The organism is Ruegeria sp. G5 (assembly GCF_056533365.1).
This window is the reverse complement of the sequence record NZ_JBQFOK010000001.1, coordinates 295202-310533: the sequence shown is the minus strand read 5'-3', so window position 1 is coordinate 310533 and position 15332 is coordinate 295202. Positions and strand designations below refer to the sequence as shown.

The window sequence follows — 15332 nt, the reverse complement described above, 5'->3', positions numbered from 1 at the left end:
ACGCTAGGAGGCCCAGAATGACTCATGCCCTGATCGTAATCGACGTCCAGAACGATTTCTGCCCCGGTGGTGCGCTGGCCGTTCCGGATGGCGATTCCATCATTGCGCCCATCAACGCCATGATGGGCGATTTTGACGCCGTGATCCTGACCCAGGATTGGCACCCCGCAGGACATTCCTCTTTTGCCAGCAGCCATGCAGGTCGCAATCCTTACGACGTGACCCAGATGCCCTATGGTGCGCAGGTGTTATGGCCCGATCACTGTGTTCAGGCTACGCCGGGCGCAGCGTTCCACCCAGATCTGAATACCGACGGCGACCTGATCATCCGCAAGGGGTTTCGGAGCGCTATCGACAGCTATTCCGCCTTTTTCGAAAACGATCAGACGACGCCGACCGGACTGAAGGGGTACCTGAACACCAGAGGGATTGAGAACCTGACACTCGTCGGCCTTGCGACAGACTTTTGCGTTCATTTCTCAGCTGTGGACGCGGCGCGCCTCGGGTTTGACGTTACCGTTCGAATGGATGCGTGTCGGGCCATTGACCTAGATGGATCACTGGCCGCTGCTGAAACGTCCATGCGCAATGCAGGCGTCAAACTGGTTTAAGGGGCTCCGCCCCGCTCGGCCAGGTACTTGAGGATCACAAACAGGACCACGGCCAGCCCCAATGCAACGCCGATACGTCCGGGCAGGGTGCGCCGCTCGGGCGATGCCGGGGATTTGTACCGGGGGTTCGGGCTCCAATCGGCAACCTTACGGCGCTGACCGTTCCGTGGGCGTGCATTTTTGACGTCCCGCAGGAATTTGAGGAAGTCAAACTCACCGCAATATTCACCCTGAACGCCCATTTCCCGGATGTTGTTGAATAGCGCTCGCAGAATGCGCTCGCGTTCGGCTTCGTCGCGCGGACGGTAGAGGCCGTGCATCAGTTCACTGCCAGTTGCATCAAGCCCAAATCCGGCGTCCTGAAAGATTTTGCGGATTTTAGGAGAGGTGGCACGCAGGGCGTCCGCAGTTTTTACGTTGCGAAACATCGCACGCAGCACAGGTTTCTTGGAAAACCCATCCGGGCCGGCCTCTGGGTCTCTTTCACCCGGATCGACAACAACAATGTCAAAATCGTACTCGAGAACCATTCACTATTTTAACCTCGTCTTCCGTACCCTCTCTTTTCACTAACCAGTGAAAAGATCACACAATATGCTCGCTTTGTGACTGTACATTGTCATTGTCACCAAACCAGCGACTCTTGCCATTTCACACACCGATTGATCTAACAACGGAAATCGCAGGAGTTCCTCATGGTCGATATTGCGGCAAGGGTGTACAATCATAAATGGCAAATTGACCCAATTATCCGGTCTTTGATCGACACAGATTTCTACAAACTGCTGATGTGCCAGTCAGTGTTTCGAAATAAGCCCCAAACGGATGTGGTGTTTTCGCTGATCAATCGGTCGAATCACATACCTCTGGCCAAGTTGATCGACGAGGGCGAGCTACGCGAACAACTGGATCATATCCGTTCCCTCAGCCTGAGCCGGGGCGAAAGCACATGGCTGCGGGGCAACATGTTTTACGGCAAACGGCAGATGTTCCGTTCCGATTTCATGGAATGGTTCGAGAACCTTCGCCTGCCGCCATACCATCTAGAGCGAAAAGGCGATCAGTACGAACTGACCTTTGAAGGTAAATGGCATGAGGTCATGTTGTGGGAAATCCCCGCACTTGCCGTGTTGATGGAGCTACGATCCCGCGCGGTTCTGAACGAAATGCGCCGGTTCGAGCTTCAGGTGCTTTATGCGCGGGCAATGACCCGCGTTTGGGAAAAAATCGAACAACTCAGGGATATTGACGGACTAGGGATCGCTGATTTCGGGACAAGGCGGCGGCATTCCTTTCTATGGCAGGACTGGTGCGTGCAGGCGATGATCGAGGGGCTGGGGCCTGCGTTTTCCGGCACGTCGAATTGCCTGATCGCCATGCGCCGCGAGGTCGAGGCGATCGGAACCAACGCCCACGAACTGCCCATGGTCTATTCAGCGCTGGCCGAGACCGATTCCGAACTTGCGCAAGCCCCGTATGACGTTCTGAGCGATTGGCATGACGAACATGACGGCAATTTGCGCATCATTTTGCCAGACACCTATGGGACCAAAGGGTTTCTGGATAACGCACCCGACTGGCTTGCAGGCTGGACCGGTATCCGCGTCGACAGCGGTGATCCGGCAACAGGGGCGGAAACGGCCATAAATTGGTGGAAATCGCGCGGAGAAAACCCGCGCGAAAAGCGGATCATCTTCTCGGACGGGCTGGACGTGGACAAAATTCGGGAATTGCACGCCCAATTCGCTGGGCGGACCAAAGTGTCCTTTGGTTGGGGTACGTTGCTGACCAATGATTTTCGCGGATTGGTGCCCGACAACGCGCTTGCGCCGTTTTCGCTGGTCTGCAAAGCCGTCTCCGCCAATGGTCGCCCGACTGTGAAACTGTCCGACAACCCGGAAAAGGCAATGGGGCCTGCACAGGAAATCGAACGCTATAAGCGTGTGTTCGGCGTGGGTGCTCAGCAGGCGATCGAAGTCGTTGTTTAGACCCTATCCATGGTAATTCGCGACGGTTTTTAACTGCGAGAACCCATAGAGCGCCTCGAACCCCTTTTCGCGGCCATGACCCGATTTCCCAACCCCGCCAAAGGGAAGCTCAACGCCGCCTCCGGCGCCATAGTTGTTGACGAACACCTGACCTGAACGCAGTTTTTTGGCCAGTCGCATCTGCCGCCCACCGTCCCGTGTCCAGATGCTGGCCACCAACCCATAGTCAGTACTATTGGCGATCCGGACGGCTTCCTCTTCGGTGTCGAAGGGGATCAGAACCTGCACTGGCCCGAATACCTCATCCTGGGCCAGTACGTGATCGGGCGGTACATCTGCAAACAAGGTTGGGCGCACATACGCACCACTGGTCGGCGCGTGAGGAACGATCTGCCCTTGCGCTGCGACGGTCAGGTCGGTGCCTTGATCCAAAAACCCCTCAACGATCCTCTTTTGTCGATCCGAGATCAGAGGGCCAACACGCAAATCCTCGGGCGCAGGACCTACGGTAAGTTCCTCATAAGCCGCTGACATTCGGGATTTGACCTCTTCATAGACCCCACGCTGCACCAATATGCGGGAAGACGCTGAACAGGTTTGTCCGGCGTTCTGAATCCCTGCATTCACTAGAAACGGCAGGGCTGCGTCCAGATCGGCGTCATCAAATACCAGTTGCGGTGATTTTCCACCCAACTCCAAAGTCACGGGTACAACGTTTTTCCCCGCGGCTTGCTGCACCAGCGCACCCGTTGCAACGGAGCCCGTGAATGAGATGTGATTGACGCCCGGATGTCCCGACAACGCCGCTCCTGCCTCAGACCCCAGGCCGGGGACAACGTTCAGCGCGCCGGCCGGCAGCCCGGCCTCTTGTGCCAGATGGGCAAAGGCAAGCGCGGTCAGACACGCCTCTTCCGCGGGCTTCAGGACACAGGCATTGCCCATCGCAAGCGCCGCACCAACCGAGCGGCCAATGATCTGCATCGGATAATTCCACGGTACAATATGCCCCGTGACACCATATGGTTCGCGCAAGGTGTAAACAGTGTACCCGTCCAGATAAGGTATGGTTTCGCCCATGACCTTATCCGCTGCTCCACCATAGAACTCGCAATAGCGCGCCAGCGCCACCGCATCTGCGCGCGCCTGTGTGAGCGGCTTGCCCACGTCAATCGCCTCGAGCGCGGCAAGATCATTAACGCGATCCAGAACCAATTGACCCAGCCGCGTCAGAACGCGCCCACGCTCGACCGCTGTTTTGCGTCCCCAATCCCCTGCCAGCGCGGAATGGGCCGCCTGAACGGCTGCGTCGATATCGGCGGCGTTGCCCCGCGCGATCCTGCAAATCTCTGTTCCGTCCGACGGGTTAATCAGCGGCAAATCCATCTGAGCCGACGTTTCGACCCATGCGCCGCCAATCAGACAGCGGGTGGGGTTGAACCATATGGGATTGGACATGTTCAGCCTCCGTTTCGGCTCTAATTAAGTTATATTTGCCAGATCGACACTGATTTCCGGCAAACTGGGTGCCGCCTGGATCAGTGTTTGGGTGTACGAATGCTGCGGGTCAGAAAAGACTTGTTCTGTATCGCCTTGTTCAACGATTTTACCTGCCTGCATAACCAAAACCCGATCCGTAATGGTCCGCACGACGCTCAGGTCGTGACTGATGAACAGATAGGTCAGACCGTATGCCTCGCAAAGCTCTGCCAGCAGATCCAGTATTTGCGCACGGACCGAGACGTCCAACGCTGAAACGGCTTCATCAAACAAGATCAATTCAGGTCGGATGATCAGAGCACGTGCGATGGCGATCCTTTGCCGCTGCCCACCTGAAAACTCGTGGATATACTTTCCCGCATCGTCCGGGCTCAGGCCAACGGCCGTTAACATCTCGGAAATCCGATCTTGGCGTTCAGATCCGGTTGGCGGCGCATCAAGCAGGTGAAACGGTTCGGTGATCAACCGCGCCACCCGATGTCGAGGGTTGAAGCTGCCATATGGATCCTGAAACACTACCTGCATCTTGCGACGCACGGAAAGATTGGGTTTGTGTCCGCTGAACACTGGTTGACCAACCAGCCGGATATGCCCCGCTTGAACCTCTTCAAGACCCAAAATCGCCCGAGTTAGAGTTGATTTTCCACACCCAGACTCACCCACAAGACCCAGGCGTTCCCCCTTGTGCAAGGTAAAGCTGACCTTATCCACGGCGCGGTGATGGCGTGGAGCATCTAACAAACCCTGTTTCGGCAACCGGTAGTCGCGCACGACCTGCGAAACCTCCAACAACGGTCGCGGTTCACCCGGTTTGGGCAGAACCACCTGATGGTCTGACGCTTCGAACAGCATCCGAGTGTAGGGATGCTGCATATGGTGCAGCAGGTGTTGCGTAGCGCCGCTTTCGACCACTTCACCGTGGCGCATGACTGTGATCTGGTCGGCCATATCCGAAACCACCGCCAGATCATGTGTGATCATCAGCAGACCCATATCGTATTCCCGCACCAACCCTTTGAGCAGATCCAGAATCTGCGCCTGTGTCGTCACGTCCAATGCCGTCGTGGGTTCATCAGCAATCAACAGTTTGGGACGAAGGGCGATTGCCATCGCGATTACGACACGTTGACGTTGGCCACCGGACAATTCGTGCGGGTACCGAGATAACGGGAAACGTTCCGGCGGCAGTCCCACACGGGTCAGCACGTCGCGGGCACGGTCAAGCGCCTGATCCTGCGGCATGGCCTTGTGGATCAGGATCGTCTCCATCACCTGATCGCCAATAGTCTTCACCGGATTGAGCGCCGTCATAGGCTCTTGAAACACCATACCGATTGCGGCCCCGCGCAAGGCACACATCTGGACCTCGGACTGGGCAAGAACATCAGCGCCGTCCAGCCGGATTGCACCGCTGGCCTTGGCGCCGTTCGGCAGCAATTGCATCACGGCCAGCGCGGTCATGGACTTACCGGACCCACTTTCACCTGTGACAGCAACGATCTGACCGGGGTCGATGGACAGGTTGACCCGTTTCAGAACCTGGACACCGTGGATCGACAGTGAAAGGTTTTCGATCTGCAGCAAACTCATGCGCGCGCCACCCTGATCCGCGGGTCAAGCCAGTCGCGCAAACCGTCGCCCAAAAGGTTCAACCCAAGCACCGTGACGATAATCGCCAGACCCGGTATCAGAGCCAAATGCGGGGCAAAACTGACCATTGTCTGCGCATCGGCCAGCATCCTTCCCCAACTTGGCGTGGGCGGCTGAGCACCCAGACCAACGTAAGAAAGCCCGGCCTCGGCAAGAATACCAAGACTGAACTGGATGGTGCCCTGTACAATCAGCAGGTTCGCGACGTTGGGCAAGATATGCTCAGCCGAGATCCGTGCGGCCCCTTTGCCCGACACGCGCGCGGCTAGGATGAACTCTCGTTCCCAGAGCGACAGCGCTGCACCACGCGTGATGCGCGCAAAGACAGGGATGTTAAAGATGCCAATGGCGATAATCGCGTTGATCGCTCCGGCTCCGAATACAGCGGTGATCAGAATGGCGATGACCAGCGAAGGGAAGGCAAATACAAGATCATTCCCGCGCATGATCACCTCGTCCAGCCAAGACCCCTTTCGCGCGGCCGCCGTCAGGCCAAGCGGCACGCCCAGCGCCATGCCAATACCAACGGCTACCAGCGCCACTGCGATAGACGTACGGGCCCCGACCATGATCATCGAGAACATGTCCCGTCCAAAATGATCGGTGCCAAACCAGTGCTGCGCATTTGGTGTCTGCAACTTTTCGGGGATGTTCAGCGCAGCGTGATCATAAGGTGTCCAGACGAACGAGACCAAAGCCGCCAGCAAAACCAACGAGGACAAACCTGCACCAAGGATCAGATTGCGGTTCATGTCCGGCTCCGCAACCTTGGATCGACGGCGGCATACGCCAGATCGACCAGAAAGTTCACGGTGATAACCGCAAACACCAGCAACATAACCACAGATTCCACAACGATCAGGTCGCGGGCTGAAATGGCCTGAAAGACCAACCGGCCAAGACCAGGCAGGTAAAAGACCTGCTCAATGATGATGGACCCAGCAAGCAGGAACGAAAACTGCAGCCCTATGATCGTCAGTACAGGGATCAGTGCGTTTCGCACCCCATGCCGCCATAGTGCCTGACGGCGCGATAACCCTTTGGCGCGCGCGGTGCGCATAAAGTCTTCTCCGAGGATATCCAGCAGCGCCGATCGCATGACCCGTGCCAGAATGGCCGCCTGCGGCAGCGCCAAGGCCACGGCAGGCAATGTCAACGAATGGAGCCCGACCCACAGGCCGTTGTCCCAACCTGCGAAACCTCCGGCGTTGAACCAGCGCAGGTTGATCGCAAAAATCAGCACCAGCATCATCGCAAACCAGAAATTTGGTACGGCGATCCCCAACTGCGTTGCGCCCATAACGGTCAGATCACCAGGTTTACCGCGCCGCGCCGCTGCGTAGATACCGGCGGGAAACGCGATCAGCGTGGACAGCGTCAACGCATAAAGCGCCAGCGGCAATGAGACCCAAAGCCGATCTGCGATCATCTGCGACACCGGTGTGCGATAGGTGTAGGACGTGCCGAAATCACCCACCAGCATGCCACCGACCCAATTGAAGTACCGTTCGGTTTTTGAAACATCCAACCCCAGCTCGGCCCTGAGGGCAGCCAGCGTATCCTCTTGCGCATTCACACCCAGCATGAAGGACGCAGGATCACCCGGTGCCACCTCAATCACCGCAAAGATGACAACCGAGGCAACAGCCAGGCTGATCATCAACGAGATCAGGCGTTTCAAAGCATAGCGCAGCATATTGAGGACGTTAGGGCCACATCTAGCCGGGGTCCAGCATCTAAGGGACCGAATGAATACATGGCCTGCGACCGCGGCGATAGCGCTATGTGGCGCGCGGATGCGCAGCAACCAACGGCCGGGCAGGGCCAGAATAGCTGGCCCCGTGCTGTTTTATTCGGACCAGCTGATCTGGGTCAGGTCTATTGCGGCCGTTGGCGCATTTTCCCAAAGCCCTTGTACGCCTGCCTTGGCCACACCCAGCTTGGCGAGCTGGAACAGGTAGCCGTTGACATAATCTGTCGAGATAAGACGCTGCGCCTCACCCATAAGCTTTTTACGCTCATCGGGGTCGGTCGTTGTGTTCAAAAGGTCCATCAACGCCTGAAAATCACTGCTGTCGTATTGAAAGTAGTAGTCAGGCCGCGCGTAGATTCCGATATCCATCGGCTCGGTATGGCTGACGATGGTCAAACCAAAGTCTTTGCCTTTAAAGACCGACTCCAGCCATTGCGCCCACTCGACATTGATAATCTCGGCCTTGATGCCGACCTCGGCCAACTGAGCGGCGATGATCTCGCCACCACGGCGCGCATATGACGGTGGAGGCAGGTGAAGCGTGGTTTCGAACCCATCCGCATACCCCGCATCGGCCAACAGTCTGGCGGCCTCTTTTGGGTCATAAGCCGATTTTCCAGTCAGATCGACATAAGCCGGATTGTGCGGCGCGAAATGCGTTCCGATTGGCGTGCCATAGCCAAACATTGCCCCGTCAATAATCGCCTGACGGTCAATTGCGTGGGCCAGCGCCTGCCGAACGCGGATGTCGTCAAAGGGTGCCTGTTTGTTGTTGGTCGACAGGATCGTTTCCCCCTCGGTCGAGCCCACAAGAACCTGAAAACGCGGATCAGCCTCGAACTGTGGCAGGTTTTCGGGGGCCGGGAAATTGTCGAACACATCGACATCCTCGGCCATCATGGCCGCAAACGCTGCGGTCGGGTCCGAGATGAACTTGAAGGTCGCGGTCTCAAGCGCGGGTTGATCACCCCAATAGTTCGGGTTGCGGTTCAACGTGATGCTGTCGCCCTGAACCCAGTCGCCAAAAGTGAAAGCGCCGGTCCCGACGGGGTTGGTTTTGATATCCTCGATGCTTTCGGGGGCCACAATCACCGCGTCACCCCAAGCGAGGTTGAACAGAAAATTGCCGTTTGGCCCGGACAGCGTGACCTGAACCGTTTGCGGATCCAGAACATCAACGCTGTCGATCCCGGCGAACAGTGCCTTTTGCGCATTGGCGCTGTCTTCGGCCCGCGCGCGATCCAGGCTGAACTTCACGTCGTCGGCATCCATGGACGTGCCATCGTGGAATGTCACGCCTTCGCGTAGCTTGAAGGTATAAACCGTCCCATCGTCAGAAATCTCCCAGCTTTCGGCCAGGCCGGGCACCACTGATCCGTCGCCCATAAAGCGCGTCAGCCCTTCGAAGATATTGGTGTAGACAACCGAATCAATGGCTTGCGCAGCTGCGCTGGTTGGATCCAGATGCGGAGGTTCAAGCTGCATCGCGATGGTGATATCCGACTTGGCCAACGCCTGCCCTGCAAACAGGCTGGCACCAACCGCCAAAGCCGAGACAAAAGTTCGAAACGACTGCTTTGTCATATAAATCACTCCCCACTGAGATTGCTGAACCCCGTATTCATTCGGGCCATTCTTGAGCTAATGTCCCCATAAACCTAGGGGCAATCAAGGAAATGTTCGCGCAACCGGGGTTTATATGGCCCCGGTCCATCTGCTATGCCGCACCGAAATATCCACACAGCAGGAGCCGAAATGAGCGCCACTGCCCGAAAAAAAGCCCCGAACGCCGAGGATATCCGCGCCCGCAAAGGTGGCACGCCTCTGGTCAGCCTGACCGCCTATACGACGCCGATGGCCCGGTTGATGGATGCTCATTGTGATTTCGTTCTGGTCGGTGACAGCGTGGGTATGGTGTTGCACGGGCTGGAATCCACCCTTGGCGTGACGATGGAGATGATGATCATGCACGGGCAGGCCGTCGGGCGCGGTCTACAGCAGGCCATGATGGTCATCGACATGCCGTTTGGCAGCTATGAGGAAAGCCCGATGCAGGCTTTTCGCAATGCGGCGCGCATTATGGCGGAAACCGGCGCGGGTGCCGTCAAACTGGAAGGCGGCGTCGAACTGGCCGAAACCATCCGCTTTCTGGTCAAGCGCGGTGTCCCTGTGATGGCCCATATCGGCCTGACCCCCCAGTCGATCAACACCTTAGGTGGCTATAAGGTGCAAGGTCGCGATGAACAGGCTGCGACGGTACTGGCCGACGCACACGCCGTGGCGGAGGCCGGTGCATTTTCGGTCGTGTTAGAGAAAGTTCCGCAAGGTTTGGCGAACCGGATCACAGACGAGGTCATGATCCCGACGATTGGGATTGGCGCATCGGCTGGTTGCGACGGGCAGATATTGGTAGTGGACGACATGGTAGGTTTTTTCACCGCCTTCAAACCGAAATTTGTCAAACGCTACGCCGAGCTTGGCCCGCTTGCTGAGGCCGCCATAGCCGAATACGCGACCGAAGTTCGATCGCGTGCTTTTCCAGCCGACGAACATGTGTTTTCCGATCATGCCCCTGCGCCGGGATCCGGCCAATGACCGCGCCTATCCTGCGCCGCCTGGCCGATTTGCGCGCATTGACCACCCAATGGCATCGCGAAGGTGAGGTGATCGGCGTCGTTCCCACCATGGGCGCGTTGCACAAGGGGCATCTGTCACTGGTCGAAGCCGCAAAGGCAGGCACCGACCGGGTGATCGTAACGATCTTTGTGAACCCAAAACAATTCAACAATCCCGAAGATCTGGCCAATTACCCGCGTACCGAACATGAAGACGCCGAAAAACTGGCCCCATTCGGCGTTGACGCGATTTACGTTCCTGACCCCGACGAAATCTATCCAACAGGATTTGCCACAACCGTCTCGGTCACAGGGTTGACGGACGTGATGGAAGGTGAATTTCGCCCGGGTCACTTTGACGGTGTCGCGACAGTGGTGGCCAAGCTGTTCCTGCAAACACAGGCGGATCGAGCCTATTTCGGGGAAAAAGACTATCAACAACTGATGGTCGTGCGCCGCATGGCGCGTGATCTGGATATTCCGATTGAGGTGATCGGCTGCCCTACGGTGCGCGAACCCTCGGGGTTGGCAATGTCATCGCGCAATCTGCGCCTGTCGCCCGAGGGGCTTGAGGTTGCGGCCCATAAGCACCGGATCATGAAAGAATTGGCCGCTGCTTTAAAGGAGGGCGCGGTTTTTGACGCCCTAGCAGCGCAGGCTGAAGCCGCACTTCTGGCTGCTGGTTTCGCGCAGGTCGAATATATCCACCTGCGCTGCGCCGAAACGCTGGACCCGCTGACACGTGCTGACCGCCCCGCGCGGTTGTTCGCCGCCGCTTGGGCGGATGGGGTGCGTCTGATCGACAACATTCCTGTCTGAACACTCTGGCACCCGCGCGTGTGTTTGCGCTAAAGTCCCGCAAAACGAAACGGGAGGGGCGCGGGGAATGACCTATATTCTCGCCATTGATCAGGGTACCACATCGTCACGGGCCATTTTGTTCGACGCGGATATGCAACGTGCTGGAACCGCCCAGCATGAGTTTACCCAGCACTTTCCTCAGGAAGGCTGGGTTGAACATGATGCCGAGGAAATCTGGGACAGCGTTCTGCGCGTTTGCCGTGAAGTCATGGAAACGAACGGCGTTGCACCTGATCAGATCGCGGGCATTGGCATCACGAACCAGCGCGAAACCACCGTCGTATGGGACCGCGCGACGGGCAAGCCGATCCACAATGCAATTGTCTGGCAAGACCGCCGCACGGCCGAGATTTGCGCCCGTTACAAACAGGCAGGGTGCGAGGATGATGTAACCGCCCAGACCGGGCTGCTGCTGGATCCTTATTTCTCGGGAACCAAAGTCAAATGGTTGCTGGATACCGTTCCGGGCGCGCGAGACAAAGCAGAGGCCGGCGAGTTGATGTTCGGCACTATCGATAGCTTTTTGATCTGGCGCCTCACTGAGGGCCGCAACCACGTCACAGACGCCACCAACGCCGCCCGGACCCTGCTGTTCGACATCCACAAAGGGGAATGGAGCGCCGAAATATGTGATCTGTTGGATGTGCCTCAGTCCATGCTGCCCAACGTGCAGGACTGTGCCTCAGAATTCGGAGAAACGACCCTATTTGGGGGAAAAATCGCTATTCTGGGTGTGGCTGGTGATCAGCAGGCGGCCACGATCGGGCAGGCTTGCTTTCAACCTGGCATGATGAAATCCACCTATGGAACCGGCTGTTTTGCTTTGTTGAACACCGGGACACAGCCGGTCATGTCCAAGAACCGTCTGCTGACCACAATTGCCTATCAGCTGAACGGTCAAAAAACCTATGCGCTGGAAGGATCGATCTTTATTGCGGGTGCCGCCGTGCAATGGCTGCGCGATGCGTTGAAAATAATCGACGCCGCACCGCAAAGCGGCGATCTGGCCGCTGAGGCCGACTTAACGCAGAACGTGGTGCTTGTGCCCGCCTTCACCGGTCTCGGCGCGCCCTACTGGAAGCCCGAATGCCGTGGGGCCATGTTTGGCCTGACGCGCAACTCTGGCCGGGCCGAGATTGCACGCGCCACGCTGGAAAGCATCGCGTTTCAGACGCGTGACCTGTGGCAGGCGATGCAGGGTGACTGGGGGGCCGAGGCTGACGTCATCCTGCGTGTCGATGGCGGGATGAGCGCATCTGATTGGACGATGCAGGGCCTGTCCAACATCCTTGGCGCACCGGTAGACCGCCCTGTCATGCAGGAAACCACGGCGCTTGGGGCCGCATGGCTGGCGGGAATGAAGGCCGGTGTTTACCCAGATCAAGCTGGTTTTGCCGACACCTGGGATCTGGATCGCCGGTTCGAACCCGCGATGGCCGAGGAAGACAGGGACGCAGCCTACGCACGTTGGCAACGGGCCGTTCAAGCGACCATGGCGTTCTAGGGCCCGCCCCCCTTCAAGACAAAAAAGCGAAACTCAGCTGTGATCTTTCATCAGACGCTGTTTCTGACGTGACCAGTCACGCTTGGCCTGGGTTTCGCGCTTGTCATGCAGCTTTTTACCCTTGGCGATGCCGATCTTAAGCTTGGCCCGACCTTTGTGGTTGAAATACAGCACCAATGGTACCAGCGTCATCCCCTTGCGCTGGGTCGCGTTCCACAGGTTCGACAGCTCTTTGCGGGAAACCAACAGTTTCCGGCGGCGGCGTTCTTCGTGTTTGAACACTTTGGCCTGCTCATAAGGGGCGATGTAGCTGTTGATCAGCCACAGCTCACCATCGTCGACCGAAGCATAGCTTTCGGCGATGTTTGACCCACCCGCACGCAGGGATTTGACCTCGGACCCTTCGAGCACGATGCCGCACTCAATATCCTCTTCGATCGCATAATCGAAGCGGGCACGCCGGTTTTCGGCGATGACTTTGTAGTTCGGGTCTGTTTTCTGCTTTTGCTTGGCCATGACGCGTTGATTTAGGCGGCTTGGACCGCCCTTGCAAGCCGAAGCGGTCAGCTGGTGGCCGAGATAATCAGATCAGGGCCGAAAATTGTATCCGCATAGCTGTGCAGGTAGATTTTTAACCACGGGGTGAAACGCGTTGGATGACGCTGCACTTCGGCCAGCAAATCATGGTAGTCAATCCAGCGGATATCCATGACTTCGTCCGGATTAGGCTCGATTTTCAAGGGGCTGCGCACGTGGGCCAAGAAGATGTCGACCACTTCATGCTCGATCATGTTGTTGCCAACATCCGCATGATATTCCAACCGGTGGCGGTATTCTGGGAAGAGGCCGGTAATGCCCAGTTCTTCCCGCAAACGGCGAACGGCGCATGCCGAGGGTGTCTCACCCCAATCGGGGTGCGTGCAGCACGTATTCGCCCAAAGCCCCGGCGTGTGGTATTTGCCCATAGCCCGGCGCTGCAGCAAAATCTCGGTTCCGCGCACGACAAAAACGGACACGGCCTTATGCCGCAGCCCCTTTTCATGCGCTTCAAGCTTGTCCACGGGGGTCAACTCACCATCGACCCAGGCCGGGATCATGATTCCCATTTGTCGTCTCCTGCTGCCGGTCCGCCGGTTGGGCACGGACTCACGACACTCTGAGCCTTCAAGGTGGCGCTGTTCCCGGCCGTTATCAATCGCACGAAAGGCCGCAGGGGGCTGCGGCCTTTCAAATTCATCCGAACTGTTAAGTTAGAGGCTTTATTCGCCCGAAACGCTGGCGATAAAGGCGTAAATATCTTCGCCACCCGATTTCAAACGGAAGGTCATTTTGGACTTGGCCGAGGTTTCATCCAAATAGGATTTCAGGAACGCCTTGGGGTCCTGAACATATTCCACAAAGGTGGTCTCATCCCAGACCAAACCTTTCTCGCCCGCGGCAACGAGGCTGTCACCGTATTTGAACCCATCGACCGTGCCGGCGGTACGACCTGAAATGGCGTACAGATTCGGGCCTGTCTTGCCGCCCTTTACGATTGCCTCACCGGACGCGTCTGCGATCTGGTGGCAGGATTTACACTTGTTGAAAGCTTTTTTACCGGCTTCTGCGTCGCCTTCTGCATAGGCGGGAACAGCCAGCAGGCCGACAATTGCGGTGGCGAGGATACGATTCATGGCTCATGCTCCGATACAAATTGGCTGTACCGAATGGACAGCCGGTACAGCAGAGAGTCAACGCGCAGATTGCCGCGTGATGGCAGTGTGTCACAGAGCGACTTTAGTCGTCCTTAATCTGAATCATGAGAATCGGACCAGCATGGCAGAAAATCCCCACTACTCGGCGTCGCCAGAAAAATGGCGCGCGCTATGGCGCGGGCCAGACAAAGCGACGCTGCATGCCCGATCATCGCCATCGCTTCTGCGTCAACTTTGTGCGCACCAGTACTGACCCCGAAAACCAGATCGCCATCCCCGGGAGTATGTGCCGGAACGATTGCCCGCGCGATGCCGTCATGCGCCGCAACGGCCAATCGCTGACACTGAGGCTTGGTTAAGGCGGCATTGGTTGCGACGATAGCGATTGTAGTGTTCCCGCGATCTGCGGGTGCCGTGTGGATCATCTGCGCCTTGAGGCTTGGGCTCGGTGCACCCAGACCTGATACCGGATCAGGACCCAAGCCCCCGAACTCATCCCCCACTTCAAACGGTGCCGCCCAAAAGTGACGATCGCCCAGGGTTGTCACACTTCCCATCGGGTTGGCTGCGACCAGCGCCCCCACATGCACACCATTTTCCAAAACGACCGAGGCCGAGCCCAGACCGCCCTTGTGCCGGGCCGCCAGAGCACCTGTACCCGCGCCAGACGTGCCCAGGTCGAAACGATCCGAAGCATCTTGGAAAGCGCGTCGCCCCAATGCGCGGTACGGGTTTTCATCCCAATCTTTATCGCCCCCATTCAACAGGTCGAACAGAATGGCACCTGGAACAATGGGAACAACGGCATGGGCGACCTCAAAACCGCGCCCTTGCGCCCGCAACGCGTCTGACACGCCCGAACAGGCATCCAGCCCAAATGCGGACCCCCCGGACAAAACAATCGCGTCCACGTGGTCAACGGACTTATCTGGCGCAAGCAGATCGGTTTCCCGCGTTCCCGGTGCCCCACCCATAACGTGAACCGACGCTGTAAAAGGGGTATCTGATGTCAGAACCGTTGTGCCGGATTTCAGTGTCGCACATTGTGCGTTCCCAACCAACAGTCCAGGGACATCGGTGATCAGGTTCCTGACGCCAGGGGTCATGAGATCCTCGGACGACAGAGCAGAGAAGCGCGCAAGCGCGCTGCCTCCGGCGG

General features: G+C 57.6%; 15 protein-coding genes. 5 read left to right on the top strand and 10 right to left on the bottom strand.

What is annotated here, in order from left to right; genetic code table 11:
- The first annotated feature begins 17 nt into the window (after window positions 1-17).
- Window positions 18-611, top strand: a complete 594-nt coding sequence (gene pncA, locus ACR0BD_RS01490) for a bifunctional nicotinamidase/pyrazinamidase (RefSeq protein ID WP_480828472.1) — start codon at window positions 18-20, stop codon at window positions 609-611.
- Here pncA and ACR0BD_RS01485 read toward each other — a convergent pair.
- The gene (locus ACR0BD_RS01485) at window positions 608-1141 is read right to left on the bottom strand and encodes a hypothetical protein (protein ID WP_480828471.1); all 534 of its coding nucleotides are present in this window, start codon (window positions 1139-1141) and stop codon (window positions 608-610) included. The two genes, pncA and ACR0BD_RS01485, sit on opposite strands and share 4 nt — an antisense overlap.
- Before the next feature lie 165 nt (window positions 1142-1306).
- On the opposite strand from ACR0BD_RS01485, the gene pncB reads away from it, so the two are divergent.
- Window positions 1307-2599 carry a nicotinate phosphoribosyltransferase gene (pncB, locus tag ACR0BD_RS01480; RefSeq protein ID WP_480828470.1) on the top strand — a complete coding sequence of 431 codons (1293 nt, stop codon included), beginning with the start codon at window positions 1307-1309 and terminating at the stop codon, window positions 2597-2599.
- A 3-nt stretch (window positions 2600-2602) separates the two neighbouring features.
- Here pncB and ACR0BD_RS01475 read toward each other — a convergent pair whose 3' ends face one another.
- From ACR0BD_RS01475 to ACR0BD_RS01455, 5 genes are all read right to left on the bottom strand, one after another.
- On the bottom strand, window positions 2603-4054 hold the full coding sequence (locus ACR0BD_RS01475) for an aldehyde dehydrogenase family protein (protein ID WP_480828469.1): 1452 nt from the start codon (window positions 4052-4054) through the stop codon (window positions 2603-2605).
- Between the two features lie 24 nt (window positions 4055-4078).
- Window positions 4079-5686, bottom strand: a complete 1608-nt coding sequence (locus ACR0BD_RS01470; protein WP_480828468.1) for an ABC transporter ATP-binding protein — start codon at window positions 5684-5686, stop codon at window positions 4079-4081.
- On the bottom strand, window positions 5683-6498 hold the full coding sequence (locus tag ACR0BD_RS01465) for an ABC transporter permease (protein WP_480828467.1): 816 nt from the start codon (window positions 6496-6498) through the stop codon (window positions 5683-5685). Before ACR0BD_RS01465 ends, ACR0BD_RS01470 begins: the two co-directional genes overlap by 4 nt.
- Window positions 6495-7442 (bottom strand): ABC transporter permease, encoded by a 948-nt coding sequence (locus tag ACR0BD_RS01460; RefSeq protein ID WP_480695709.1) that lies wholly within the window; start codon window positions 7440-7442, stop codon window positions 6495-6497. The genes ACR0BD_RS01465 and ACR0BD_RS01460 overlap by 4 nt, the downstream gene beginning before the upstream one ends.
- Window positions 7443-7595: 153 nt before the next feature.
- Entirely contained in the window at window positions 7596-9083 is a 1488-nt protein-coding gene (locus ACR0BD_RS01455; protein WP_480828466.1) for an ABC transporter substrate-binding protein, read from the bottom strand.
- Between the two features lie 171 nt (window positions 9084-9254).
- Here ACR0BD_RS01455 and panB point away from each other — a divergent pair, with 171 nt between their 5' ends.
- From panB to glpK, 3 genes are all read left to right on the top strand, one after another.
- Complete coding sequence (gene panB / locus ACR0BD_RS01450; protein WP_480828464.1) at window positions 9255-10094, top strand: 3-methyl-2-oxobutanoate hydroxymethyltransferase; 840 nt, start codon at window positions 9255-9257, stop codon at window positions 10092-10094.
- Entirely contained in the window at window positions 10091-10933 is an 843-nt protein-coding gene (gene panC, locus ACR0BD_RS01445) for a pantoate--beta-alanine ligase (RefSeq protein WP_480828463.1), read from the top strand. The genes panB and panC overlap by 4 nt, the downstream gene beginning before the upstream one ends.
- 67 nt (window positions 10934-11000) lie before the next feature.
- Complete coding sequence (gene glpK / locus ACR0BD_RS01440; RefSeq protein ID WP_480828461.1) at window positions 11001-12479, top strand: glycerol kinase GlpK; 1479 nt, start codon at window positions 11001-11003, stop codon at window positions 12477-12479.
- Between the two features lie 33 nt (window positions 12480-12512).
- On the opposite strand, the gene smpB is transcribed toward glpK, so the two are convergent.
- From smpB to ACR0BD_RS01420, 4 genes are all read right to left on the bottom strand, one after another.
- Complete coding sequence (gene smpB, locus ACR0BD_RS01435) at window positions 12513-12995, bottom strand: SsrA-binding protein SmpB (RefSeq protein ID WP_170382128.1); 483 nt, start codon at window positions 12993-12995, stop codon at window positions 12513-12515.
- A 47-nt stretch (window positions 12996-13042) separates the two neighbouring features.
- Window positions 13043-13585 carry an isopentenyl-diphosphate Delta-isomerase gene (gene idi / locus ACR0BD_RS01430; protein WP_480695721.1) on the bottom strand — a complete coding sequence of 181 codons (543 nt, stop codon included), beginning with the start codon at window positions 13583-13585 and terminating at the stop codon, window positions 13043-13045.
- 153 nt (window positions 13586-13738) lie between these two features.
- The gene (locus ACR0BD_RS01425; protein ID WP_480828458.1) at window positions 13739-14152 is read right to left on the bottom strand and encodes a c-type cytochrome; all 414 of its coding nucleotides are present in this window, start codon (window positions 14150-14152) and stop codon (window positions 13739-13741) included.
- Window positions 14153-14265: 113 nt separating this feature from the next.
- Window positions 14266-15279 carry a P1 family peptidase gene (locus ACR0BD_RS01420; protein WP_480828457.1) on the bottom strand — a complete coding sequence of 338 codons (1014 nt, stop codon included), beginning with the start codon at window positions 15277-15279 and terminating at the stop codon, window positions 14266-14268.
- Window positions 15280-15332 lie beyond the last annotated feature (53 nt).